At 37.9% G+C, this 24873-nt stretch carries 18 protein-coding genes; 4 read left to right on the top strand and 14 right to left on the bottom strand.

The window, feature by feature from the left end; genetic code table 11:
- The first annotated feature begins 87 nt into the window (after nucleotides 1-87).
- Both CLO1100_RS07200 and CLO1100_RS07195 read left to right on the top strand, forming a co-directional pair.
- Nucleotides 88-642 (top strand): XRE family transcriptional regulator, encoded by a 555-nt coding sequence (locus CLO1100_RS07200; RefSeq protein ID WP_014313103.1) that lies wholly within the window; start codon nucleotides 88-90, stop codon nucleotides 640-642.
- Between the two features lie 19 nt (nucleotides 643-661).
- Complete coding sequence (locus CLO1100_RS07195) at nucleotides 662-2320, top strand: AMP-binding protein (RefSeq protein WP_014313102.1); 1659 nt, start codon at nucleotides 662-664, stop codon at nucleotides 2318-2320.
- Nucleotides 2321-2387: 67 nt separating this feature from the next.
- Here the strand turns inward: CLO1100_RS07195 and htpG are convergent, their stop codons facing one another.
- From htpG to CLO1100_RS07165, 6 genes are all read right to left on the bottom strand, one after another.
- Nucleotides 2388-4280 carry a molecular chaperone HtpG gene (gene htpG, locus CLO1100_RS07190; RefSeq protein WP_014313101.1) on the bottom strand — a complete coding sequence of 631 codons (1893 nt, stop codon included), beginning with the start codon at nucleotides 4278-4280 and terminating at the stop codon, nucleotides 2388-2390.
- Between the two features lie 123 nt (nucleotides 4281-4403).
- Nucleotides 4404-5792, bottom strand: a complete 1389-nt coding sequence (locus CLO1100_RS07185; protein WP_014313100.1) for a SpoVR family protein — start codon at nucleotides 5790-5792, stop codon at nucleotides 4404-4406.
- 37 nt (nucleotides 5793-5829) lie between these two features.
- Nucleotides 5830-7026, bottom strand: coding sequence for a sporulation protein YhbH (yhbH, locus tag CLO1100_RS07180; RefSeq protein WP_014313099.1), 1197 nt, complete (start codon nucleotides 7024-7026; stop codon nucleotides 5830-5832).
- Between the two features lie 14 nt (nucleotides 7027-7040).
- Nucleotides 7041-8975: a PrkA family serine protein kinase gene (locus CLO1100_RS07175; protein ID WP_014313098.1), complete on the bottom strand. Its 1935-nt coding sequence runs from the start codon at nucleotides 8973-8975 to the stop codon at nucleotides 7041-7043.
- Nucleotides 8976-9178: 203 nt separating this feature from the next.
- The gene (locus CLO1100_RS07170; RefSeq protein WP_014313097.1) at nucleotides 9179-10906 is read right to left on the bottom strand and encodes a B12-binding domain-containing radical SAM protein; all 1728 of its coding nucleotides are present in this window, start codon (nucleotides 10904-10906) and stop codon (nucleotides 9179-9181) included.
- Nucleotides 10907-10960: 54 nt separating this feature from the next.
- Nucleotides 10961-12175 (bottom strand): D-alanyl-D-alanine carboxypeptidase family protein, encoded by a 1215-nt coding sequence (locus CLO1100_RS07165; protein WP_242836695.1) that lies wholly within the window; start codon nucleotides 12173-12175, stop codon nucleotides 10961-10963.
- A 233-nt stretch (nucleotides 12176-12408) separates the two neighbouring features.
- Here CLO1100_RS07165 and CLO1100_RS07160 point away from each other — a divergent pair, with 233 nt between their 5' ends.
- Complete coding sequence (locus CLO1100_RS07160; RefSeq protein WP_014313095.1) at nucleotides 12409-13599, top strand: glycosyltransferase; 1191 nt, start codon at nucleotides 12409-12411, stop codon at nucleotides 13597-13599.
- 78 nt (nucleotides 13600-13677) lie between these two features.
- Here CLO1100_RS07160 and uraA read toward each other — a convergent pair whose 3' ends face one another.
- A complete protein-coding gene (gene uraA, locus CLO1100_RS07155) occupies nucleotides 13678-15054 on the bottom strand; it encodes a uracil permease (protein ID WP_014313094.1) in 1377 nt (458 codons plus the stop codon).
- 353 nt (nucleotides 15055-15407) lie between these two features.
- Between uraA and CLO1100_RS07150 the strand changes: the two genes are divergently transcribed.
- Nucleotides 15408-15602, top strand: a complete 195-nt coding sequence (locus CLO1100_RS07150) for an alpha/beta-type small acid-soluble spore protein (protein ID WP_014313093.1) — start codon at nucleotides 15408-15410, stop codon at nucleotides 15600-15602.
- A 36-nt stretch (nucleotides 15603-15638) separates the two neighbouring features.
- On the opposite strand, the gene murG is transcribed toward CLO1100_RS07150, so the two are convergent.
- The 7 genes from murG to CLO1100_RS07115 form a co-directional block, all read right to left on the bottom strand.
- Entirely contained in the window at nucleotides 15639-16733 is a 1095-nt protein-coding gene (gene murG, locus CLO1100_RS07145) for an undecaprenyldiphospho-muramoylpentapeptide beta-N-acetylglucosaminyltransferase (RefSeq protein ID WP_014313092.1), read from the bottom strand.
- An 11-nt stretch (nucleotides 16734-16744) separates the two neighbouring features.
- Nucleotides 16745-17857 (bottom strand): putative lipid II flippase FtsW, encoded by a 1113-nt coding sequence (gene ftsW, locus CLO1100_RS07140; protein ID WP_014313091.1) that lies wholly within the window; start codon nucleotides 17855-17857, stop codon nucleotides 16745-16747.
- A 69-nt stretch (nucleotides 17858-17926) separates the two neighbouring features.
- The gene (gene mraY / locus CLO1100_RS07135) at nucleotides 17927-18910 is read right to left on the bottom strand and encodes a phospho-N-acetylmuramoyl-pentapeptide-transferase (RefSeq protein WP_014313090.1); all 984 of its coding nucleotides are present in this window, start codon (nucleotides 18908-18910) and stop codon (nucleotides 17927-17929) included.
- A gap of 31 nt (nucleotides 18911-18941) precedes the next feature.
- Nucleotides 18942-20321 carry a UDP-N-acetylmuramoyl-tripeptide--D-alanyl-D-alanine ligase gene (gene murF / locus CLO1100_RS07130; protein WP_014313089.1) on the bottom strand — a complete coding sequence of 460 codons (1380 nt, stop codon included), beginning with the start codon at nucleotides 20319-20321 and terminating at the stop codon, nucleotides 18942-18944.
- Between the two features lies 1 nt (nucleotide 20322).
- On the bottom strand, nucleotides 20323-21786 hold the full coding sequence (locus tag CLO1100_RS07125) for a UDP-N-acetylmuramoyl-L-alanyl-D-glutamate--2,6-diaminopimelate ligase (protein WP_014313088.1): 1464 nt from the start codon (nucleotides 21784-21786) through the stop codon (nucleotides 20323-20325).
- Nucleotides 21787-21855: 69 nt separating this feature from the next.
- Nucleotides 21856-24060, bottom strand: a complete 2205-nt coding sequence (locus CLO1100_RS07120) for a penicillin-binding transpeptidase domain-containing protein (RefSeq protein WP_014313087.1) — start codon at nucleotides 24058-24060, stop codon at nucleotides 21856-21858.
- A gap of 272 nt (nucleotides 24061-24332) precedes the next feature.
- Nucleotides 24333-24815 (bottom strand): cell division protein FtsL, encoded by a 483-nt coding sequence (locus CLO1100_RS07115; RefSeq protein ID WP_014313086.1) that lies wholly within the window; start codon nucleotides 24813-24815, stop codon nucleotides 24333-24335.
- Nucleotides 24816-24873 lie beyond the last annotated feature (58 nt).

The raw sequence follows: 24873 nt of genomic DNA, 5'->3' as shown, positions 1-24873 counted from the left end.
TTTTTTTGCAACTATTCACTGTTTTTATGATATTATTTTGTTGTAAGACTATTTATTTAACTACATAAAACATGGGAAGGTGATTATATGTCTGAACAAATCAGATTAATTGCTTCACGAATAAAAGAGTTAAGAGAAATATCTGAAATTACTGTTGAAGCACTTGCAGCAGAGCTTAAAATTTCTGAAGAAGCTTATAGGTCATACGAAAGCGGTGAAACCGATATTCCGGTAAGTTTTCTTTATCAAATAGCAAATAAGTTTAATGTCGAACTTTCAGCAATAATTACGGGAGATGCTCCAAAACTTCATACTTATCAGCTTGTTCGGGATGGAAAAGGTGTAAGTGTTGAAAGACGCGAACATTATAAATATCACAGCCTTGCTTACAATTTTGTCGGGAAAAAGGCTGAGCCTTTTATTGTAACTGTTGAGCCGGAGGCTTCTGATTCACCTGTACACTTTAATTCCCATAAAGGACAGGAATTTAACTATATTATAGAAGGAACTCTTAAAATAATAATTAATGGACGTGAGCTTGTTATGAATGAAGGTGACTCAGTTTATTTTGATTCTTCAGCAAGTCACGGAATGAAAGCTATGAATGGTAAAAAAGCCAGATTTCTGGCAATTATTCTTTAGGTATCAGGGGGAGTAAGTAATGTTGGAAAAATACTTATCTCGGGTAGACTTTACATCTTATGAGGATTTTTACGAGAACTTTAAAATAAATGTACCTGAGAACTTTAATTTTGCATATGACGTTGTTGATGAATATGCAAGGACAACACCAGATAAGGTAGCAATAGTATGGTGTGATAAATCGGGAGCCGAAGAAACGTTCACCTTCGGTCAGTTAAAAGAGTATAGCGATAAGACAGCTAACTTTTTTAAGTCATTGGGTATTAAAAGGGGCGACCCTGTAATGCTTATACTAAAAAGACGCTATGAGTTCTGGTTCTGTATTCTGGCTTTGCACAAGCTGGGTGCCGTTACAATTCCGGCTACTCATCTGCTCACTTCAAAGGATATAGTTTATAGAGCTAATGCAGCAGATATAAAAATGATCGTTTGTGTTAACGAACCAGAGGTTGTAAAGCATATAGAAGATTCCGCAAGTAAAACACCAACCGTAAAATATAAGGCATTGATTAATGGTACCAAGGATGGCTGGTTGGATTTTTCATCCGGCATTGAAGAAGCTTCCAGTGAATTTCAAAGGCCTCAGGGAGATTCAGGCTCTCACAACAGCGACATATCATTGCTATACTTTACGTCGGGTACTACAGGTATGCCAAAGATGGTTCAGCACGATTACGAATATCCTTTGGGACATATCCTTACAGCCAGATACTGGCAGAATGTTTCTGAAGGCGGCCTGCATCTGACTGTTGCCGATACAGGCTGGGCTAAAGCCGTATGGGGCAAAATATATGGCCAATGGTTATCAGGGTGTGCCGTATTTGTATATGACTTTGATAAGTTTGTTCCAAAGGAACTTCTTGAGGTTATTTCAAAGCACCATGTTACTTCTTTTTGTGCTCCTCCTACAATTTATAGATTTTTTATAAAGGAAGATCTCTCCAAGTTTGATTTAAGCAGTCTGAAATATTGCACTGTTGCAGGAGAACCTCTTAATCCCGAGGTATACAGCCAATTTTACAAGGCTACTGGCATAAAGCTAATGGAAGCCTTCGGTCAGACAGAATTGACTGTTACAGTAGGTACTTTCCCTTGGATGGAGCCAAAGCCGGGGTCAATGGGTAAGCCGTCTCCGGGATACGATATAGACCTTCTTGATGACAACGGAAATTCATGTCAGGATGGTGAAGAAGGCCAGATTGTTGTTAGGACTACCAAAAGGAAACCTGCCGGTATGTTCGGTGGCTACTACAGAGACGAGGCACTTACTAAGAGCGTATGGCATGATGGTATTTATTATACAGGCGATATGGCGTGGCGTGATGAAGACGGCTATCTCTGGTTTGTGGGCAGAGCTGATGATGTAATTAAAAGCTCAGGTTACAGAATTGGGCCTTTTGAGGTTGAAAGTGCTTTGCTTGAACATCCTGCAGTTTTGGAATGTGCCATAACTGCTGTTCCTGACCCTATCAGAGGTCAGATTGTTAAAGCTACGGTTATACTTGCTAAGAACTATACTCCAAGTGACGAACTGGTTAAGGAACTTCAGGATCATGTAAAGAGGGTTACGGCACCTTACAAATATCCAAGAATCATTGAGTTTGTAAATGAGCTTCCTAAAACCATAAGTGGAAAAATAAGACGTGTTGAAATAAGACAGACAGATAAAGATAAATAGAAAATCATATATAAAACCCGGATAGCCATTTAATGCCATCCGGGTTTTTGCTTGCCGTTTTTTTATATTAAAGAACTTTTATCAATATTTCATTACTTCTTTGTATAAATTTGGCCATTGCATCAGGCCCCAAAGTCTGGTGACTCATCATGGCTAAATCATATATATGTTCGCTTACCAGTTTCACATCTTCTTTTCTTTCATCCTTTTCTTTTAAATCAAGTAATGCCTTTACGAGTTTATTTGAAGAGTTCAACACAAGAGTCTGTTCTTTTGGGAACATATGACCCATATCCATTCCCCCGAACATCTTACTCATTTCCTGCATTCTTCTTGACTGCTCTGACAGCAGTACTACAGCCGGTATAGTTTCATTTTTCAAGGATTCAACCTGTATTTTAAGTTTTTCATCATTTACAGTTTCCTTGAATAAATTTTCAAGATAGCTGACTTCAGCTTCAGGAATACCTGTGTTCTCGTGCTTCATGCTTTCAGAAATATCAGCATCTATTCTGTTAAACTGCAGGCCTGCGCCTTTGCTTTCAAGGAGAGACATAAAGTGATTGTCAATCATATTTGTAAGTATTACCGCTTCCATTCCGTTTTCATTAAAAAGCTTGATATACTGAGCCTGCTGATTTTCATCTGAAACATAGAATACTTTGTTCTCATGTTTGTCCTTATTGTTTTCGAGATATTCCTTGAGAGTAGTGTATCCTCCTTTGGTTGACTTGAATATAAGTACATCCTTGACTCTGTCATAGAATTTTTCTTCACGTAAACAGCCATATTTAACGAATGGATTTATGTCATCCCAGTATTTATTATAGTTTTCCCGGTCATTCTCAAATATGGATGTAAGCTTGTCTGCAACCTTCTTTGTTATGTGAGTGGAAATCTTGTTTACATAACCATCGTTCTGCAAGAAACTTCTTGAAACATTCAAGGGCAAATCAGGACAATCCAGCACACCTTTTAATAACAGTAAAAATTCAGGAATTACCTCTTTTATATTGTCCGCAACAAATACCTGATTATAGTAAAGCTTTATCTGCCCTTCGTTAGTCTCAAATTCGTGTTTGAGCTTAGGGAAATAAAGTATACCCTTTAGGTTGAATGGGTAATCCATATTTAAATGTATCCAGAAAAGCGGTTCATTAAAGTCATGGAACACTTTTGAATAGAACTGCTTATACTCTTCGTCTGTACAGTCCTTTGGATTTTTCAGCCAAAGAGGCTGTGTATCATTTAAAGGTTCAGGCTTTTTAGGCTCTGAATCTGGCGTTTCTTCGCCTTCTTTTGTTTCTTCTTTCTTTTCTTCTACCTTTGCAGCATCCTCAAGATATAGTTCATATGGCAGGAAGGCAAAATATTTCTCGAGGGTAGTTCTCATTGTGAATTCTTCCGTAAATTCCAGACTGTCATCAGCCAGATAGAGAGTTATTGTTGTTCCTCTCTCATTCCTGTCGGAATCTGACATTTCAAATTCTGTTCCTCCATCACTTACCCACTTTACAGCAGCTGCATCTTTTTGATATGAAAGTGTGTCAATCTGAACGCGCTGTGATACCATAAATGCCGAATAAAATCCAAGTCCAAAGTGACCTATGATTTGCCCGTCGTCTGACTTGTCCTTGTATTTTTCAAGAAAATCGACTGCTCCTGAAAAAGCAATCTGATTTATATATTTTTTTACTTCTTCCTCTGTCATTCCCAATCCGTTATCTATTACTTTTATGGTCTTATCATTTTTATTGACAATGACCTTTATTTCAAATTTATTACCTTCGGGCAGTTCGGCTTCTCCCATAGCATCAAGTTTTTTCATTTTGCTAATGGCATCACTTGCATTTGACACAAGTTCCCTTATAAATATGTCCTTTTCAGAGTACAACCACTTTTTAATTATTGGAAATATGTTTTCCGTATTTATTGAAATACTTCCGCTTTCGTGTTTCATAATATTACCTCCACTTCATTTTTTACACTATTAATAATATAACTCGAATAGTGTAAAGTTTCAAGTATTTTTTAGCACTCAACCAATAAGAGTGCTAACAAGTTTTATGAAAGTGGCTCTATCTCAAGTGTACAGCGATATCCTTTTCATTTCATCACATGATATATTTTTCTTCTTTTCTTCCAGGTGTGTAGTCAATACGACTTTTCCCTTCCATAAATCCACAAGATGTTTAAGGGTTTCATAAGCGTAGCTCAATTCCAGTTCACGCCCGTCGAATTCGTGTTCAAGGAATAAAGTATTCTCCTTTGTGCTCCATTCAGTTACTTTTATTGTAGGAATACTCCCAATACCCACTGTATTGCACAAAGTATCCCTTACCTTTTTCCAGCCCTCATCATCTGAAACCTCTGAAATCATATAATCGTTTCCCGTAGCTATATATTCAAAAAGATTCATTTCACCGCATAATTCCTGCGTCAGGTATCTTCTGATAAAAGATTGATCTCTCTCGTTTTCCCTTACCTCAAATATTTTATCTATACCCTGTGTATTATATAGGTTCTCAATGATTTTATATCCTATGAAATAAGGATTTATACTTGATTTTAAAGGCCTGATTACCTCATTGTGTTTTCTTAAGAATTCAAAATGCATATTCTGAGGAAGTTCAAGCTTGTTTAATATGGTAAAATGCCAGAAACTGGCCCAACCCTCATTCATTATTTTTGTTTCAATCTGTGGTATAAAGTACTGGGCTTCTTCTCTTACAATAGAAAGTATATCCTTTTCCCAGTCCTGCAAACGGCCATATTCTTCAATAAAGCTTAGTATGTCCTCCTGAGGCTCCTCCGGTATTTTTATTTCCTGACTGCCAGACTCAGTGTCATCCTTCCTTTCATTTCCGGAGTACCTTTCAAGATTCGGAAAATCAGATTTATGTTCAGATAAAGCGGATTTTGATTTCTCTTTTTCCTTTTTATTATTGCGGAAGTCAATTATCCTTTCCGTTTGCAGTTTTATAGCATGTGCTGCATTAAGAATCTTTTCGACTTTTGCATAACCGATGCTCGGATCAGAGATATAATCACGTATACGGTTCGCATGGTTTTTAAAGGTCTCTACTGCATACTCAGCTTTTGTTCCTTTATTGAAAAGCCTGTTATTTTTGAAAAAATCATTATGTGCATATACATGTGCTATTGTAAGTATCTGAACAAGAAGTGAATTATCCTTCATCAGGTAGGCTATACACGGGTTGGAGTTTATAACCATTTCATACGGAAGTCCTGTAAGATTATATTTATGTAGAGTTTTAATCCTCTCGTAAGATTTTCCGTAACTCCAGTGGGGATAGTGGGATGGCATTCCTACGTATGATTCATAGCCTATCATATCTTCATAGTTTATTATTTCAAATTCCTGATTATAAAAGTTCAGGCCGCTTTCCACCGCTATTTTTTCTATACGCTCATTCCAGTATTCCAGCTCCTTTAAACTAAAATCCGCCATTAGCTTTTTATTCCTCCCGATTTATTTAATATTTAATCTAATTTAAAATCGCCTTCTCGTCCCTGTCGCTTGCTTTATCAAGGAGCTTTTTAAGTGCCGGAAGGACATCCTCTTTTTTATTGATATTAATAGCTGCAAAGTTCTTACTTTTAATCTTGGTCTGAAATTCGTTTTTTATGGTACTGCCTATATTGTAATAACCGGGTACTATTTCTCCATAGCCGAACAGATTGCATACCTCACAAAGCTTGTTAGCACTTTCTACAGCTCTTTTATTATCTTCAGACCAGTTGTCTCCGTCACTACAGTGGAAAGCATAAATGTTCCAGTTGGTAGGACTATATCTTTCTGCAATAATTTCCAGTGCTTTGTCATATCCGCTGCTGATGTAGGTTCCACCGGATTCACCCCGGTGGAAAAACTCTCTTTCGTTTACTTCCTTTGCAGTTGTTGTGTGAGCTATGAAAACAACATCCACGTTGGCATATTTCAATCGCAGGAATTGATACAAAAGGAAATAAAAGCTTCTTGCCAGATATTTTTTTGTTTGATCCATTGAACCCGAAACATCCATAATACACAGCACAACTGCATTATAATCCCTTTTGTTATCCTCTTTGATTCTGTAATACCTTAAATCCTCTTCTATAAATGGAAACCTTTCTTCAGCTTCCTCTTTATCATATGTAGTATCCTCTCCATCTTCAGACCTTTTGGATGCTTGTTTACGCTTTATTTTTTCAATGACTGAGCGTTTTTTGGCAAGTCTCGGAGGAATACCTTTATGCTGGTAACCAAGCTTTCTGTAGCTTTTTTCCTCCAACTGGGATAGCTGCTTTTTATCAATATCGGGAAGGTTCATGTCGTCAAAAAGGTATTTTATTACCTCTTCAATGGTTATCTCTGTCTCAAAAACCTCTTCTCCTTCCTGATTTCCGGCACCTCCCTTGCCTTTTCCTTCCTGTGCCTCTCCCGCAAATTTATCGCCCCTTTTTTCATTACCGTCACCTGCTCCTACGCCGGGCTTGGATTTGCCATATATAAACTGGAATTCCTTTATTCCTTTTATGGGAATCTTGATTTTCTTATCCTTACTTTTGCCTATTATGCTTTCTTCTGCAATAATACTGCCTAGATTCTTCTTTATGGATTCCTCAACAAGTTCCCTGTGTCTCCTTCTATCTTCGGCTGACCTGTCTTTGCCGATGTTACTGCAGTCTCTGAAAATAGCCATACTTGACCCTCCAATTAATCCTTCCACAGATTGTTTGCAGCATATTTCAATATGACATTGCAGCAGTGGTCGCAGTAGCCGTTCTTCTTCATTTCCTCAACCATTGTGTTGTATTTCTGGGTCTGTTCCTTATCCCTTACTTTTGCCTGTGTTATAATCCTGCTTAAATCTCGAACGGATGCAGTCAGCTTTTTCTCTATTGCATCCTTCAAAGGCTCATAGCTTGTATAATCCAGACTTCCCCCATTTCTCATAACAAAGAACATATATGCGGTGACATCCGACCTGAACCCCTTTACCGCAGTATCTGAGATACCTATCTGTTCTTCAATGGAACGCATAAATTTTTCATCCGGCTCCAGCTCCTCACCTGTGTTCTTATCTTTTATCTTGGTCTTGTTGACAAAAGCCTCTGCGTGGTCAAGGTAATTGTTGAAAAGACTTTCAGCCTGCTCTCTGTATCCATGGATAAACGCCTTTGTAACCTCTTTTTCCAGAATTTTATTGTATTCCTTCTTTACTGAATCATATATAAGCCTTAAATAACGTTCTTTTTCGTCATCCCCGATTCCAAGCTCTTTTACGGATTTTATCAAAGCTTCCATAACCGCAATTGGATTTATACAATCATTCTCCGATTCGGACAATGCAGTATCAAGAGCTTTCATTATAAATCTGGTCGATATGCCCGTCATGCCCTCCCTGGGTGCTTCTTCACGAAGCTCAAATATATCTATTTTACGAGTCATTCCTTTTTCCAGAATTTCTTCACCGTTGTATATTTTAAGCTTGGTAAGCGGGTCTACCTTGTTGGATGGGCTTAATCTGGTCAGTATTGCAAACATGGATGCAATTTCTATGGTATGAGGTGCTATGTGTGCCTTGAATTTGCTCTTTGATAGCATTTTCTTATATATTTTTATTTCCTCGTTTAGTTCAAGGCAGTAGGGTACCTCAATTCTTACAATTCTGTCCAGAATTGCTTCATTTGTATGGTCTGACTTGAATTTGTTCCATTCTGCTTCATTGGAATGAGCCAATATGACTCCATCGAAATATATCATTGCACCTTTTCCCGGCGATGGAATGGATTTTTCCTGAGTTGCAGTTATCATGGTGTGAAGGTATTCAGTTTCATTTTTGAATACTTCTATAAATTCCACAATACCTCTGTTTCCCGCATTAAAAGCACCATTGAGCGATAGTACCCTTGGGTCGTCTTCTGAATAAAGGTCTATTTTTGATATATCAACGCTTCCGGTTAGTATTGATGTATCCTGGTTGTTAGGGTCTACCGGAGGTACTACGCCTACACCCTTTCTTGACCTAATTGAAAAGCCTGTTGATTCAACCGGAAACTTTTCATACTCACCGTTATATTCATTCTTCAAACGATATCTGCAAACCGGACACAAATCACCTTCAATTTTTACATTTAATTTTTCCTCAAAATCTTTTCGAAGATGCTTTGGAATTAAATGAAGTGGTTCTTCCCTCATTGGGCAGTCTTTCAAGGAATATACAGGCGGAGCGGATTCCAAAGCCTTTTTCAGTGCTTCCATCAGCGATGATTTACCTGCCCCCACAGGCCCCACCAGATACAAAACTTGTCTGGCCTCTTCTCCGGCCATGGCAGCGGAGTGGAAATACCTTACAATTTTCATTATTGTTTTATCAATTCCAAAAAAATCGTCTTCAAAGAATGTGTATTTTTTAATTATATCGTTTCCGTAAATTCTTCTTAACCTTGGATTTTCCTCGGTTTTGACAGCTTCAACTCCCTTGCAGCTGATAAGCTCATACAATCTTTGATGAGACAGCATGGCAATCTCCGGATTGGATTTAACTAATTGCAAATAATCCAGGAATATTCCATCAAATTGTTTGCGTATATGTTCCTCTCTGTCTCTTTTAATCAGTTCCCTAAAATCAAATTCCGGTTTGGTCATTTAAGCCCCTCCCTTTTATGCCGTGGTAGTTAATTAGTAATTTTATAAAACATTTCTCATTTTAAAATATATGTGGTCATTTTAAAAATATTATTAAATACACACTTTTCTGTTTGTCAGTTTATAAAAGGATACAGAGGGAAAAAAGAAACCCCGAATGTCGGTCATCTCTGACATCGGGGTTCTCAAACTTATTGTGATATTTATATTTTTGCTGAAACATTCCGATACTTACCTGAAACTTCATCTTTGGATGAATAGTCAAACAAAAGCACTTCATCAGATGGATATAATAAATTTAATTTAACAAAGAATACTCTTTTCAAAATATTTTTTGCCTGAGTACCTTTGTATTGAGGAAGATATCTATCAATAAACTCTCCATTTCTAAGCATAGAGTGAATATCACCGGGAGACAGAGAATCATCTTCCCTTTTAAGGCAATCCGGAATTGCACCGGAACTGTCTGTGCTGAGAAAATCAAGTATCATGTATTGCCTGAACTTTTCAAAGTCTGTACTATCTATGCAAATGTCTTTATAGAAACTGTATAGAATCTTTATATTTTCTTTATAAGATACAGGTCTATCCAGATATCCGTTTTCCCTGCAATAACGGGCCAACCTTTCATACATAATAAATGAATCCGAAGGAAAACAATCCGCTTCAATAAAGTTTAGTGAATTATCAAACCTGCCAGAATTGTAATATCTCTCAAAAGCCTCCTCTATGTCCTTTAGAAGAAGGATTTCGTTATATGAAATATACTTATTTTTCAAAATTTCGTATGGTGCATAGTCTCTGAAATAGAAACCGTGTTTTTCAGATTCTGCCCGTATTCTTGAGCCCTTTAGCATTTTCAGGAAGCCCAGTTGAAGCTGGTGAGGTTTCAGGTTATAGACATAATTAAAGGATTTTTTAAAACCTTCAAAATCCTCATAAGGCAAACCTGCTATCAGGTCAAGATGCACATGGATATTTCCTATGCTCAGGATTTTTTTCACATTCTCGGTCAACACGTCTATATCCGTTACTCTGTCAATTTCCTTCAATGTTTGAGTGTTTATAGTCTGAATTCCTATTTCAAGCTGAATCCTGCCTTTTGGGGCTTTTCTAAGTATATCCAGCATCTCACCGTCAAAGAGGTCTGCGGCTGCCTCAAAGTGGAAAACCGTTTCACAATTTAAGGATATTAAGAATCTTAATATTTCTTTTGCCCTTTGCCTATGGCAGTTAAACGTCCTGTCAACAAATTTTATAAGTCTTGGTTTATACTCAAGAATTCTACATATATCACTTTTTACACGTTCCATACTAAAGAATCTTGTCCCTTTGAAGGTAGATGAAATACAATAGGAACAGGAAAATGGGCAGCCTCTGGATGATTCGTAATAAACAATTCTATTCAATGTTGTTTTCATTAATTCGTTACTATATGGCGAAGGAATTTTATCAAGCTCTTTAACCAGATTAAAGCCCTTATTGCACATTACAGAGCAGCTGCTTCTGTAAGCTATTCCCTGTAATGTTTTATACTGCTCCGTACCGGTATATAAGTCCTTTACCAAAACCGGGAATACGTCCTCTCCCTCTCCACATATAATGAAATCAACGTCCGGATTTGCCCACATGATTTGCTCAGAATCATAAGAAACCTCAGGCCCTCCCAGAATTATGCAACAATCCGGCAACAGCTTCTTAAGCTCCTTTGATATTGAAAGCACAATCCCAATATTCCATATATAACATGAAAATGCTATAATGCCGGGCTTTTCCCTGTAAATTTCCGAAAGAATATTATCCTTTATATCATTTATGGTAAACTCCCGGACAGTTATAGAGTCAATTTCATGTATACTTGCTTTGAGATACCATATTGCAAGACAGGTGTGAATATATTTTGAATTTGCGCCTACCAGCAGTGTTTTCATCAAAATTCCCTCTTCGTACGTAAAAGTAAAAAATACCTTACTATTATGCCATCTTTAACGTTGATGTACAAGTCTTGCCCATGTTTTAAATATCCGGTCAAAATAGTAGTAGAAGTCCTTTCTTTTTATATTATCCGTTGCTTTGACATCAGTTGATGCCAGCACTTTACCGTCCAGAATATATTTAACGGTACCTATCCTGCTACCTTTTTGTATCGGTGCTTCCAGTGTTTTAGGAATATCATATTCTACCTTAATCCTGTCAGCTTCGTCCTTTTTCAATGGAATTGAAATATCTTTATCAGAACATATTCCAACTGCATTGTTTAAACCTTTATGTAAGCCTATTTCTGATATCTGCTGGCCCCGCTTCAGATAGTCGTATGTATTGTAGTTGCCAAATGCATAATCCAGCAATATCTTGCTACTCTGAGCCCTGACAGACCTTGTGGAGCAATTTAACACTACGGATATAATCTTCCACCCATTATGTGTAGCAGAGGTTACAAGGCATCTTCCTGCCTGACCGGTATATCCTGTTTTTACTCCGTCTGCTCCCGGGTATAGGCTTAGCATCTCGTTCGTATTATTAATGGGATTCCCTTCAAAGGTCGAGGATTTTGTGCTTACTATATTGCAGAACTTTTCATTCTTTAAAGCATATTGGGTAATCAATGCGAGATCGTAAGGAGTTGAGTAATGCTGGGGATCATCCAATCCATGAGGTGTTACAAAGTTGGTATTGGTTGCTCCTATTTCAGCGGCTTTTCTATTCATCATTACAGCAAATGCTTCAACAGAACCTCCCACATGCTCGGCTATTGCAATAGCAGCATCATTCCCTGACCTGAGCATCATTGCATTGAGAAGGTTTCCCAGTTTATATGTTTTTCCCTCTTTAAGCTTTACTCTTGACCCCCCGATAGATGCTGCCTTTTTGCTAACAATAACATCTTCATCATCACTTCCATTTTCAATGGCAACTATTGCAGTCATTATTTTTGTTGTACTCGCAATGGAACTTCTCTTATATGCATTTTTTTCATATAAAACCCTGCCGCTTTGTACATCCATTACAATTGCAGCACCTGCAGAAACTCTTGGCAGCTGATTTCCGGCTACCTCCCAGCTCTCATTTTTAAGTATGTCTTTTGTAATGGGTCCGTCATCATTTGTATCATCTGCTTTTACAATATTAGTACATATCAGGTTTGATAAAATAATCATAACTGTTATCAATACTTTTGCAGTTTTTTTCAAAAACCTCACATCCCCGGAATTTTATTAAGCGGACAAATATCAAGCGTTATAAATATATGAAAAGTGTAATGCGATTATAACGTTTGGATATATTAATTATATGAAAATAAATCAAACTTTTATATTTTATTAACGTACAATAAAAAGAGTTGAAAATACCTATCAATTTACTAAAAGACTGTAATATTATATAATTAGTTTGGTAAATGATACATAATCTTTATTGGAGGCAATGAAAAAGCATGAAAAATGTTGTAATAATATCTTCAGATTATACGGGACATGGTCATAAAAGTATCAGCGAAGCTTTACAGGAGCAATTTTGCATGCATGAAGATGTCTGCTTAAATATAATAGATGGATTCGAACTTGGCGGCAATATGTGGATAAAGGTAGGTAAGTCCTATGGTATGGTAACCAGAAATGCAAAGGAAATATGGAAGCTTGCATGGAAGATTTCCAAAAGGAACCCGACCTTTATTCATGAGTTTACAGAACTAACAATTAGGGAAAATTTTATAAAGTTATTAAGGAAACTAAAACCCGATTTGATTTTAAGTGTACATCCAGTTTTTAATACACCTATTATAAACATACTTAAAGAATATAAAATCAATATACCTTTTGCAACTTTTGTAGCGGATTTGGTAAGTATATCACCCATGTGGGCCGATTCAAGAGCCGACTGTATAATCTGTCCTACTGAAGAAGCAAAGCAAAGATGTATGGGGTTCGGTGTACCTGCACACAAATTAGAAGTTATAGGTTTCCCTGTCAGGTCCAGATTTACACAGCATATTTCACAGAAAATCGAGCATAATGACTATACTTTGGACAGACCGTTGGAATGTCTTATTATGAGCGGTGGAGAAGGTTCCGGGGATATGAATAATGTTGCCCGAATTCTTCTGGACAATTTTAATTGTAATATACGCATTATTGCAGGCAGAAATGAATCTATGAAGGAAAAACTGGAAAAGACTCTTTCTCAGCAATTTCCGGGGAGAGTTGAAGTATATGGCTATGTAACCAATATTCAGGATTTTATGCTGAAATCAGATATCGCTTTTACCAGGGGCAGCCCCAATGTTATGATGGAAGGGGTTGCCTGCAACGTGCCGCTTATAATAACAGGCGCATTACCGGGACAAGAACAGGAAAATCCCGATTTTGCGGTTAATAATCATCTTGGTATATATTGTGATGATTTATCATCTTTGGCTGCTGTGGTATCCGGTTTACTGGCTGATAATGCAAAGGGGCTTAATGAAATAAAGCAGTCTCAAAGGATTTATTTCGACCATGCTTCGGCAGAAAAAATTGTTAATCATGTTCTGGGACTTATTAAAAATGATGTTTTTATATATCCATCTGAGCTGAGACGAAGGAAGAAATTTCTTACATTAAGGCTTCAATCACGGAGAAGCTCCTGATTATATAACGATTTTTGTTAAAACAAAAAAAGCTTGTTCAGATTGAATATATCAACCTGAACAAGCTTTTTTATATTATTAGTCGTTTGTCAACTTTAATTTTTCAAGGACATAGAATATTGTGCTTATTACTATTCCAACCAGAGTAGCAAGAACCATTCCCTTTAGCTCTACATTTCCGGGAAGCTTTATTGCTGCTCCGCTGATACCGATTACAAATACTACTGCAGTAAGTATAAGGTTCTTTGATTTGCTGTAGTCTATTTTTGCTTCAACTATCATTCTGATACCGGAAGCCGCAATTACACCAAACAACAGCAGACTTACACCGCCCATTACTGGTTGCGGAATACTTGATATAATTCCGGAAAGCTTACCTATGAAAGCGATTATTATTGAGATAACGCCTGCTCCTCCGATAACCCAAACACTGTAAACTCGTGTTATCGCCATTACTCCCATATTCTCACCATAGGTTGTTGTCGGGCATGAACCGCAAAATCCGGAAAGAATTGTTGACAATCCGTCTCCCAGTAACGACCTGTGTAGTCCGGGATCCTTAGTCAAGTCCCTTCCAACTATGTTGCTGGTTACAAAAAGGTGTCCAATATGTTCCGACATAACTACTAGTGCTGCAGGTGCCATTATTAACATGGCATTAAAGCTGAATGAAGGCATTACAAAGGTTGGTATACTGAACCAATGTGCAGATGTTACTGAATCAGTATTGACATAGCCCATTACAGCTGCCAGACCGTAACCGGCAACAACGGCAACCAGTACAGGTATTACCGAAAGAAAGCCCCTGAAACAAAGGTTTCCTATTATGACTATTGCAAGAGTTACCAGAGATATAATTATAGCTTTGGTGTCAAAAGCACCTTTTTCATTTGGTAGAAGACCCGCCATGTTAGCAGCACTGCCAGAAAGCTCAAGTCCTATAAGTGCAACTATAGGGCCCATCGCAGCAGGCGGAAGAACTACATCAAGCCAGCTTGTACCGACTTTGCCTATTATGAGAGCTACTATTACAAATATCAAACCGCACACTATATACCCGCCCAGTGCCTTTGAAAAGTTATCGTTATAACTTGTTGAACTTGCAATTATTGAAGCTGTAGGTGAAAGGAACGCAAAGCTGGAGCCTAGAAATGCAGGAGCTTTTCCTTTGCAAAGCAGCAGATAAATTAATGTTCCAATACCGTTAAGTAAAAGTACAAGTGCCGGGTCTATAACCTGAACGTTGTTGTACTGAACCAATTGGTCCGGTGTAAGCTTGTCAAGTGTTGTGTGAAGAACGTTTTTCAGAAAATCGCTTTTTGCATAACCGTTAAATAAAAACGGTACTAATACAGATGCCCCAAACATTGCGAAAAGGTGCTGTAAACTGAGAGGTATTGCCTTTAAAAAAGGAACTTTTTGGTCAACTTGTATTACCGGTCTTTCTTTTTTCATTGTATAAATCCCCTCCAAAAATTTTGTAATCAACTCGTATATTTTAATATGATAATTCTAATCATATCCAACATACGAAAATTGATTTATGCAAATAAAAAAACCTTACTGACTAGGCGCAGTAAGGTAGGGTCTCTATCCATAAAAATACACTTTTCCCATATATACCCTTACTAGCCTCTCTGGACTAATTTAAAAGTTTTTTTATCCGGAAATGATTCTATCACATATTTCAACAATAGTCTACATATTTTTTATCTTTTTTCTCTTAGTTGCTTAGCTAAAAATCCATTTTTTACTTATTATATTTTGGACTTTATGTGCCATAATAATCACTAAGGAGGTGATTTATTATGGCTAACAACAGAAGTGGCGGAAGAAGCAGTGGAGCTTTTGACAACATGAAGTACGAAGTTGCAAGAGAAGTTGGTGTCAACTTGAAGGAAGGTTATAATGGTGATATCACTTCCAGAGATGCAGGAAAGATCGGTGGTACTATAGTAAAGAAGGTTTTTTCTTCTTTCAGAGATCAAAACCCACAGGCTTAAAGTAAGAAAAACAGCAGGAGTTTACTCCTGCTGTTTTTATATTATCTCCTTGATAAGGTGATATATTTTTTCAACTGAATCTGTTACACTGTTTTTCGAAGCATTTTTTGACATCTTCTTCAATACATCCTTATTGAAAATTAAACTGCAAATTTGTTTATAGAGCAAATCAGCATTAAGTTCGCTTTCAAGTATTACCACTGCTCCGCCGTCTCTCTCCAGTGACCTTGCATTATGCTCCTGATGGTTTGCTGTCACATAAGGTGATGGAATCAGAATTGAAGGTATCCCCATTACTTGAAGCTCACTTATTGTTATGGCTCCTGCTCTGCAAATCATCAAATCGCTTGCTGTATAAACCTGATCTACATTATATATGTAAGGTACTACTTTTACCATACTCTTGTACTTCTCATCAACTTTAACAGTTGCACTTATATCATCGAACTGAGCTTCTCCTGTTGCAAAAATCAGGTTAAATTCACCCTTGAAATAGTTGTTGAGCATATCGGCAATTGTTTCGTTGATTTTCCTTGCTCCCCTGCTGCCTCCCATTGCAACTATCAAAGGTTTTCCCTCAACCATGCCCAAATCGGATACAACAATTTCTCTGTCGGATTTAAGCAACTCCTCCCTTACCGGATTACCGGTGAGAACCAGCTTTTTCTTATTCTTAAAGTACTTTTCCGCATCTTTGAAGCTTATAGCAACATAATTGACATATCTTTCAAGCAGCCTGTTGGTTACACCCGGAAAAGCATTTGATTCATGTATTAATGTGGGTATTCCTTTTTTGGCTGCCATATATAGCACAGGACCGCATACATATCCTCCTGTACCAATAACAACATCCGGCTTAATTCTTTTTAAAAGTCTTGATGCCTGAAAGAAACTCTGTATCAGTTCCTTTATAGCAATTAGTGTATCCAGCGAAAGCTTTCTTTTGAAACCCCTCACAGTAATGGTTTCCAAAGGAAAACCTTCTCTGGGAACCAGTTTTGTCTCCAAGCCTTTTTTTGTCCCTACAAATGCAATATCAGCTTCTGCTTCCTTTTGCTTTATATACTTTGCAATCGCCAGTCCGGGATTTATATGTCCTCCCGTTCCTCCTCCTGCTATTAAAACCTTCAAATGATCTCACCTCAGAATCGTTCATAATTTGAATATCTTGATATATTTAGCAGTATTCCAACTCCAAACATAAGAAATACCAGTGATGTTCCCCCATAACTAAAGAACGGAAGAGATATACCTGTCGGCGGTATGGAATTTGTTACAACTGCAACGTTAAACAGAAATTGCAGACCTATAAGGCAGGTTATACCTGTGGCCATAAGGCTTCCAAAGGTATCCGGCGCATTCATGGCAACCTTTATGCCCCTCCAAATAAATATAAGAAACAATAGCATTACCACAAGTGCCCCTATAAATCCAAGCTCCTCCGACAACACTGCAAAGATATAGTCATTATAAGGTTCGGGAATCCAAAGATACTTCTGCATACTTTGTCCCAGCCCTCTTCCAAAGATTCCTCCCGAACCGATAGCCAGCAAAGATTGAACCGTCTGCCAACCCTGATCCTTGTAGAAATCAAAGGGGTGTAGCCACGCCTTTACCCTGTCTAATCGGTAGGAAGCCATGAGTATCGCACCAACCATGGCCACTACACCGGGGGCTGCCATAACAACAAAGTGTGATATCTTTGCTCCCGCACAGAAAAGTATTATAAACGAAGTAATTACGATAATAAGAGTACCGCTTAAATGAGGTTCTACTACAACCAGTCCGGCGACAAATCCTATTAAGAGAAGATATGGTAACAGTCCTTTAGTAAACGACTGCAAAACATCCTTTCTCTTGGACAGGCTGAAAGACAAAAACATAATAATTCCCAGCTTTGCCAACTCAGAGGGCTGAATAGTTTTTGAACCCACTCCAAGCCATCTCTGTGCACCGTTTTGCCTCTGCCCTACTCCAGGGATTAATACCAATATAAGTAAACCTATGCTTACCATAAGAATAATAGGCGATATCTTGCCCCATTTACGATAGTCAAAATTCATCGTCCCTACCAGAACCGCAATACTCAATGCCATGTAAAGGAGTTGCGGCCTTAACAGCAAAAATGACTCCCCAGTCTTTTGCGTAGAAAAATAATAACTGGAGCTGAATACCATTATGGTTCCCAATGAAAGTAACAAAATTACTGCTGCAAATATCCAAAAATCAAAAGGCTTTGTGTTCTTGTTCTTCATTTCATTCCTCCAGCCTTGTACCGTGTATATTTTGATTATATGTAAAAAGTATGTTATTAATTCCCATTATCAAAATAAGTCTGAACCAATCACAATCAGTGAAGCAATTGCAAGCAGTACCGTTGCTACAATAAACACTGCTACTACCTTGGTTTCCCTCCACCCTTTTAGTTCAAAATGATGGTGTATAGGCGCCATTTTAAAAATACGCTTTCCGGTTAGTTTAAAGGATGCAACCTGAAGAATTACCGAAAGTGCTTCTATCAGGTATATGCCGCCTACAAGAAATAATATAAGGGGCATACGCATCATAACCGCTATGGATGTCAATGCTCCCCCCAATGCAAGACTTCCGGTGTCACCCATGAAAACCTTTGCGGGATGAATGTTAAACGCCAGAAATCCAAGACAACCTCCTGCAATAGCAGCAGAAAATACTTTTATGTACCCCCACTCACCATTTGTTAGAGAAACGATTGTAAAAAATATGGCTACAACCAGTGTAACTCCCGCACAAAGTCCATCCAAACCATCTGTAATGTTTACGGCATTAGAAAAGAAGTACATAAATAATACTATGAATATAAAGTAAATCCAAGGTTGTATAATTATATTTGTAAACGGAATTGCTATTGAGCTTCCGGCTTCTGTATACCTCATGACATAAAAAGCAAAGGAAACACATACAATCAATTGAAAGAAAGTTTTCTGACCTGCAAAAAGTCCGTCCTTCCTCTTTTTTACAACCTTTATAAAATCATCAATAAATCCAACTGCAGCAAATCCCAATGTTGACATCAGTACTGGTATTATCTGGGGATAGCTTTGATAAAAGTATATTGATGTAAGCGTTACCGGGACAATAAAAATAAGCCCCCCAATAGCCGGCGTCCCCATTTTTTTTAAATGAGTCTGCGGCCCGTCGTCTCTTACTGTCTGGCCGAATTTTAACCTCCGCAGAAACGGAATTAATATCGGGCCTGCAATCAGAGCAAGCACAAACGCTGCCGCAAACGCTATTATATGTTCAGATGTCAAAGAAAAAGTAAGCAAAACAATTTCCCCCTGTTTATTTATATGGAAATCATTCTGACTTGATTATTCCGTCAGCGATTTCTTCCATTTTCATTCCTCTTGAGCCTTTAATCAATATGTAATCTCCGGGCATTACTATTCCCAGAATATATTTAAGTGCTTCTTCGTTGTTCTCAAAATGACGCAATTTTATCTCACTATTGCCTGAATCAGCCACTGCCTGAGATATCATTCCTGAATCCTGTCCTACGGTAACCAGATAGTTTATCTTTTTGTTTTTTATAAAGTCTCCCACTGAGTAGTGCAAATCCCTTGACATATCCCCCATTTCGAACATATCTCCCAAAACAGCAATACTTCGTGAACCTGAAGATATTTCTTCAAGAACGTTGATTGCTGCCTGCATTGACTGAGGACTTGCGTTGTAGGCATCATTTATAATTTTAATGCCATTGTGATTTATTATGCTCTGTCTCATATTTCCCGGACTGAACTGTTTAATTCCATCAAGAATTATCTCCATTGGAATCTTCATTTCAATTCCCACTGCAATAGCAGCCAGTGCATTGTATACATTATGTATACCGGGAACAGGAATTTCAACATTATACTCATAACCGTTTACTGTTATTTCAAAGCTAGTTCCCTGCTCTCCCATGGTTTGATAGTTTAAGGCTGTGTAATCGCTTCCGCTGTTCATTCCATAGAAAACAGTCCTGAAAGGAAGCTTTCCCTTCAAAGGCTTAAGTAGCGGGTCATCTCCGTTCAATACTACTAATCCATCCTTATTTAGGCCCTCAAGAATTTCCAGCTTCGCCTTTAAAATTCCCTCCTGTGAACCCAGCTTTTCAATATGAGAAACACCTATGTTTGTTATTATTACAATACGGGGTATGGCAATAGCAGTAAGCCGGCTGATTTCGCCAAAACCGCTCATCCCCATCTCTATTACAGCCGTTTCGTGGCTGTTATCAATATTCAAAACAGTCAACGGAAGGCCTATTTCATTATTGAAATTACCCTGAGTCTTTAAAACACAATACTTTTGAGACAGCACACATGATACCATGTCTTTTGTACTGGTTTTACCCACGCTTCCTGTTATTCCTACCACAGGTATATCAAATTTTCTGCGATGCCATGTAGCCAAATCCCGTAACGCCTTGGCGGTATCATCCACTAAAACCGCAGAGCAGCCTGCAACGGGCAGTATTTGTTTAGAAGTCAGGCAAACCGAAGCACCAGCCTTGAAGCACTGCTCTATATAATCGTGACCGTCAAATTTTTCTCCGATTAGCGGGATAAATAAACTATCCTTGGTGACCTTTCTGGAGTCGGTGGTTACACCGTAAAAAGTCCTGTCAGGTTCTCCCCAGAGCAGTTTACCTGCTACTGCTTCTGCCAGCTCAACGCAGTCAAAAGTAATCATGCTACTCACTCCTTCCGAGTTCTACCAGCAGCTCATTTACTACCTCACGTTCATCAAAGTGTATTGTTTTTTCGGCAAATTGCTGGTAGGTCTCATGTCCCTTACCTGCCAAAATAATTATATCTCCATCCTGAGCATTTTCAAGTGCAAATTTTATTGCCTGCCTTCTATCAGTTATTTTAATATATTTTCCATTTGTATTTTTAATGCCTGCCTCAATGTCTTCAATTATTTGTTCGGGGTTTTCAGTTCTAGGATTATCAGAGGTTATAATTGTAAAATTAGCTATATTTCCTGAAATTTCACCCATTGCAGGTCTCTTTCCCTTATCTCTGTCCCCTCCGCAACCAAAAAGACTGACAACCCTTCCATGTGCAAACTCTTTTACTGTTTTAAGTACCTGTTCAAGGCTGTCGGGGGTATGTGCGTAATCTATCAGAACAGAATAATTACCACCCGTTTTTACAGACTCCATTCTGCCCGGAACCGTAACCTTTGTCAGTCCTGTTTTTACATGCTCCAATGTAATACCCGGTATCAAGCAACAAGAACCGATGGCCGCCAATGCATTGTATATGTTGAACTCACCCTGGAGATCAGTTTCAATGTCAATACTGCCCCATGGAGAATTAAGTTTAAAGTATGTGTGTCCTGTTTTCTTTACTATATCAGACGCCCATATATCCGCCTTATTGCTCAAGCCGTATGTTAGCACATTACATTCAGCCAGTTCTGCCATTTTTCTGCCATGTTCACTGTCTATATTAATAACTGCTTTACGGCACATTTTAAACAGCTTTGCTTTTGCATTGAAATATTCTTCAAGTGTTGCATGTTCCTTTGGCCCGATATGGTCTCTTGAAAAGTTTGTAAATACTCCGATATCAAAATCACATTTTGCTACCCTGTGAAGTTCCAATCCCTGAGAGGATACCTCCATTACCGCACTGTCTACCTTTTTTTCAACCATATCATTGAAAAGGCTCTGTAAATCATATGATTCCGGAGTTGTTCTGGAGGTATACAGCACCTGATTTCCTATGAGATTGGCAACGGTGCCTATAAGGCCCATATTATGCCCTGCAGCCTCCAGGATAGATTTAACCATATAAGTAGTTGTAGTTTTACCTTTTGTTCCTGTAATGCCTATAAGGTTCAATTTTGAAGACGGATGGTCAAAAAACGCATCACATACTGCCGCAAGTCCGAACCTTGTATCATCTGTTTCAACTGTTGTAATTCCTTCAGGTACCTCTACATGCTTCTGAACGAGAAATGCCTTGGTTCCGTTTTCTATAGCATCATTTATGTACTTGTGTCCGTCAACCACAGTTCCTTCAATACAAACAAAAAGACTGCCCTGTTTTGTTTTTCTGGAATCATATGCTATACTGTCAACTTCCACATCAAGACTTCCATTAATTTCTTTGATATTTAAATCCCTTACAAGCTCTTTTAGTTGCAAGTAAAACACCTCCAAATATTAGAATTCCATACTTTTCTATAAGTATTGCCCTGTTTTTTTACCACTAAACTAATCCGAAACTACATTCCTGAATATAACTTCGATAACAGCACCTTTTTTGACTTTTGTACCGGAGTCTATGTTCTGACTGACCGCTGTTCCGGTACCGTTAACGCGAATATTAAGTCCAAGTTTCTTAAAGGCTTGTGTCGCATCGTAGACTGACTTGTTCTTGACATCCGGAACCTTAACCATTGCCTCCGCTTGTGGCTTATATGTATAGAGTATAACAATGGATTTTTCGTGAAGCAATGCGCCAGATTTAGGTGTCTGATCCTGTACAATTGCCTTTTTGTCAGTGTCGCTTCCTTCTATTTTATACTCTAGTTTACTTTGTTTCAACAGTTTAACTGCCTCTTCTACTGTCTTTCCCTTTACATTTGGAACCTGAACCTCCTGAAGCAGCTGCTTTTTGTCTTCCGCTGTGTATTCCTTTTCAACACCCTTGTAGCTGAGAATATCATCTATAAGCTTTCCTACAACAGGAGCAACTAACATACCGCCTCCGGGATTGTACATATCAGGATAATCCAGTACAACCAGCACACACAAGCTTGGATTGTCGGTAGGAGCAATGGCCGAAAATGAAACTATGTATCTCTTATTTTTTCCTACAATATTTAGTTTTTGAAGTTTTGGGTCCACTATTGTTTCCGACGTACCTGTCTTACCACCGATTTTGTAGCCCGGTATTTTTGCATTTTTACCTGTACCTACATCTACAACGCCTTGGAGTATGGATTTCAATGTATCTGAGGTTTGTCTGGATATTACTTTTCTTACAACGTTAGGCTCGAATTTCTTTATTACACTGCCTGTTTCGTCTACTACCTCTTTAACAACATGAGGTGTTATCAGGTCCCCTCCGTTTGCAATTGCACCATATGCCTGTATCAACTGTATGGGTGAAATCTGGAAACGCTGTCCGAAGGAAGCTGTTGCCATGTTTATCTCTGTAGGGTTTGTAAACATTATACTACGTGCTTCACCAGGCAAATCAATTCCTGTCTTATCATAAAAACCAAATGCTTTTACATATTTAAAAAACAATGGTACTCCCAATTTTTGGGAAAGACGTACAAAAACAGGATTACAGGAGTTATAAACCCCTTCTCTGAAAGTTTCATGTAAGTGGGCATTTGGTTTCCAACAATTAATGTTCCACCCTCCCACTTTAACAGTAGCATCGGTAACCTGTGTATCAGGAGTAATAGCACCCTCTTCCAGACCTGCTGCTGCTGTAACCGGCTTGAATGTGGAACCCGGTTCGTATGTATCAACAACTGCCTTATTTCTCCAAACTGTCTGCTGGAGATATTCTACATCTTCCTTGCTTTTTCCGGTCCAGGTTTCAGGGTCCTTTCCCTTTGGAACTCCTCTGGGATTATTCAGGTCAAAATCCGGCTTAGAAGCTAATGCAAGTATTTCGCCGTTTCTTGGATCCATTACTATTGCAGTCGCTCCGTTTAACACATTATTATCTGAAATTGCCTTTTCCAGAGCCTTTTCGGCAAAATACTGAATTGTTTCGTCTATAGTAAGAATAACATCATTTCCGTCCTGAGGCTGTATGAATTTTTCATCGCTCATACTCAATGCCATTCCGCTTGCATCTGTTTCACTGAGAATTTTACCGGGTACGCCTTTTAAATATTTCTCCATCATCCTTTCAACACCGTCAAGTCCGTCATTGTCTATATTGGTGAAGCCGACAACGTGAGCGGCCAGATTTCTGTTGGGATAAAATCTTTTAGTATCCTCATCAATGTAAATGCCGGAAATTTTGTTTTCTTTCTTCCATTCACGCACCTTATTTCCGATTTCCTTGTCTATCTTTTGCTTTATAAGTTCATATTGATTGTTCTTAGTTAGCTTCTTTTTAACTGTTTCCTTGTCCATGTCAAGCATCGCTGCAAGTTCACCGGAAATCTTGTCTAAATCGAGTTTTTGTTTTCCTATCTCCTGAGGACTTGCACTGACAGTGTCTACCGAACCGCTTACCGCCAGAGGTTTCATATTACGGTCGTATATAGTGCCTCTTTTTGCACTTATAGTACGGTTCTTTGTCTGTTGATTATATGCAAATTCCTGATATTCTTTTCCGCTATATATCTGAATCCAAGCAATCCTTAACACCAGCATAAGTGTTAGTATGGTAAAAGTACCAAGTATAAACAAAAGTCGTTTCTTAATCTTCAAATTTACTCCAGCCAAAGTATTCTCCCCCTTGTTGTCTATTTAAGTAAAATGTCCCGTTTACTAATTAATATTGTATATTAATAAAATATATTATTAAATTTAAAATAAATTGTCCAAAAATAAAAACTATAGACTTAATATAATGTTATATTAAAAAATCTATAGCTGCTTATTCATAATTAATTATATTCATTTTTAGCCCCCCATGAGTATCCAAATTTATTTATTGTCGGATATATAATATATTATCATGGTCTGTTATTTTGAATCAACCAAGGTGATTAGGCCTAATAAATCATGTTTAAAAACTTGTTAAGGCTTTTATGTATACCATTGAACAATACAGTTAGTTTTGATTTCTCCTTGTTAGCTGTAATTGTTACATCCTTCTTGGGTATACTTACATATACAATCTGTGACTTGTCAGGCTTGTGCATGTCCAGCTTTGTTTCTGCAATTTGCCTTATATTCTTTAAATCCATGGCATTTTGTATATCAATAAGCAACAATTGATTTTCATTCTGTATCTTGGTATACTCGCTTTTCAGTATATTGCTTTCATAGTTCAACTGACTGATTTGTGCATACCTGAACATAACAACAATGAACATTGCAAAAACAAGAAAAATGTTTAAGATAATTCTTACTTTTACTCTTTTGTTGTCTCTTGCTGTCTTTTTTGACTTGAGTATGGCATTGTCTTCATATGGATCATATTTTATTTTTTCCGCTAAGGAACCGTGTACATAATCATTTTTGGTCTCTGCCACTTTAAACACCCCTGTCAATAATAAAGATAATTGGGGAATCAGCCATTAAAGCTGATCC

The sequence above is a fragment of the Clostridium sp. BNL1100 genome, assembly GCF_000244875.1.
Taxonomy (GTDB): Bacteria; Bacillota; Clostridia; order Acetivibrionales; family DSM-1351; genus Ruminiclostridium.
This window is presented reverse-complemented; position numbering and strand designations above follow the sequence as displayed.

Bases quoted from the DNA above. Each gene is read 5' to 3' on its own strand.
- CLO1100_RS07200 (WP_014313103.1), top strand. From the start codon at position 88: ATGTCTGAACAAATCAGATTAATTGCTTCACGAATAAAAGAGTTAAGA.
- CLO1100_RS07195 (WP_014313102.1), top strand. From the start codon at position 662: ATGTTGGAAAAATACTTATCTCGGGTAGACTTTACATCTTATGAGGAT.
- htpG (WP_014313101.1), bottom strand. From the start codon at position 4,280: ATGAAACACGAAAGCGGAAGTATTTCAATAAATACGGAAAACATATTT.
- CLO1100_RS07185 (WP_014313100.1), bottom strand. From the start codon at position 5,792: ATGGCGGATTTTAGTTTAAAGGAGCTGGAATACTGGAATGAGCGTATA.
- yhbH (WP_014313099.1), bottom strand. From the start codon at position 7,026: ATGGCTATTTTCAGAGACTGCAGTAACATCGGCAAAGACAGGTCAGCC.
- CLO1100_RS07175 (WP_014313098.1), bottom strand. From the start codon at position 8,975: ATGACCAAACCGGAATTTGATTTTAGGGAACTGATTAAAAGAGACAGA.
- CLO1100_RS07170 (WP_014313097.1), bottom strand. From the start codon at position 10,906: ATGAAAACACTGCTGGTAGGCGCAAATTCAAAATATATTCACACCTGT.
- CLO1100_RS07160 (WP_014313095.1), top strand. From the start codon at position 12,409: ATGAAAAATGTTGTAATAATATCTTCAGATTATACGGGACATGGTCAT.
- uraA (WP_014313094.1), bottom strand. From the start codon at position 15,054: ATGAAAAAAGAAAGACCGGTAATACAAGTTGACCAAAAAGTTCCTTTT.
- CLO1100_RS07150 (WP_014313093.1), top strand. From the start codon at position 15,408: ATGGCTAACAACAGAAGTGGCGGAAGAAGCAGTGGAGCTTTTGACAAC.
- ftsW (WP_014313091.1), bottom strand. From the start codon at position 17,857: ATGAAGAACAAGAACACAAAGCCTTTTGATTTTTGGATATTTGCAGCA.
- murF (WP_014313089.1), bottom strand. From the start codon at position 20,321: ATGATTACTTTTGACTGCGTTGAGCTGGCAGAAGCAGTAGCAGGTAAA.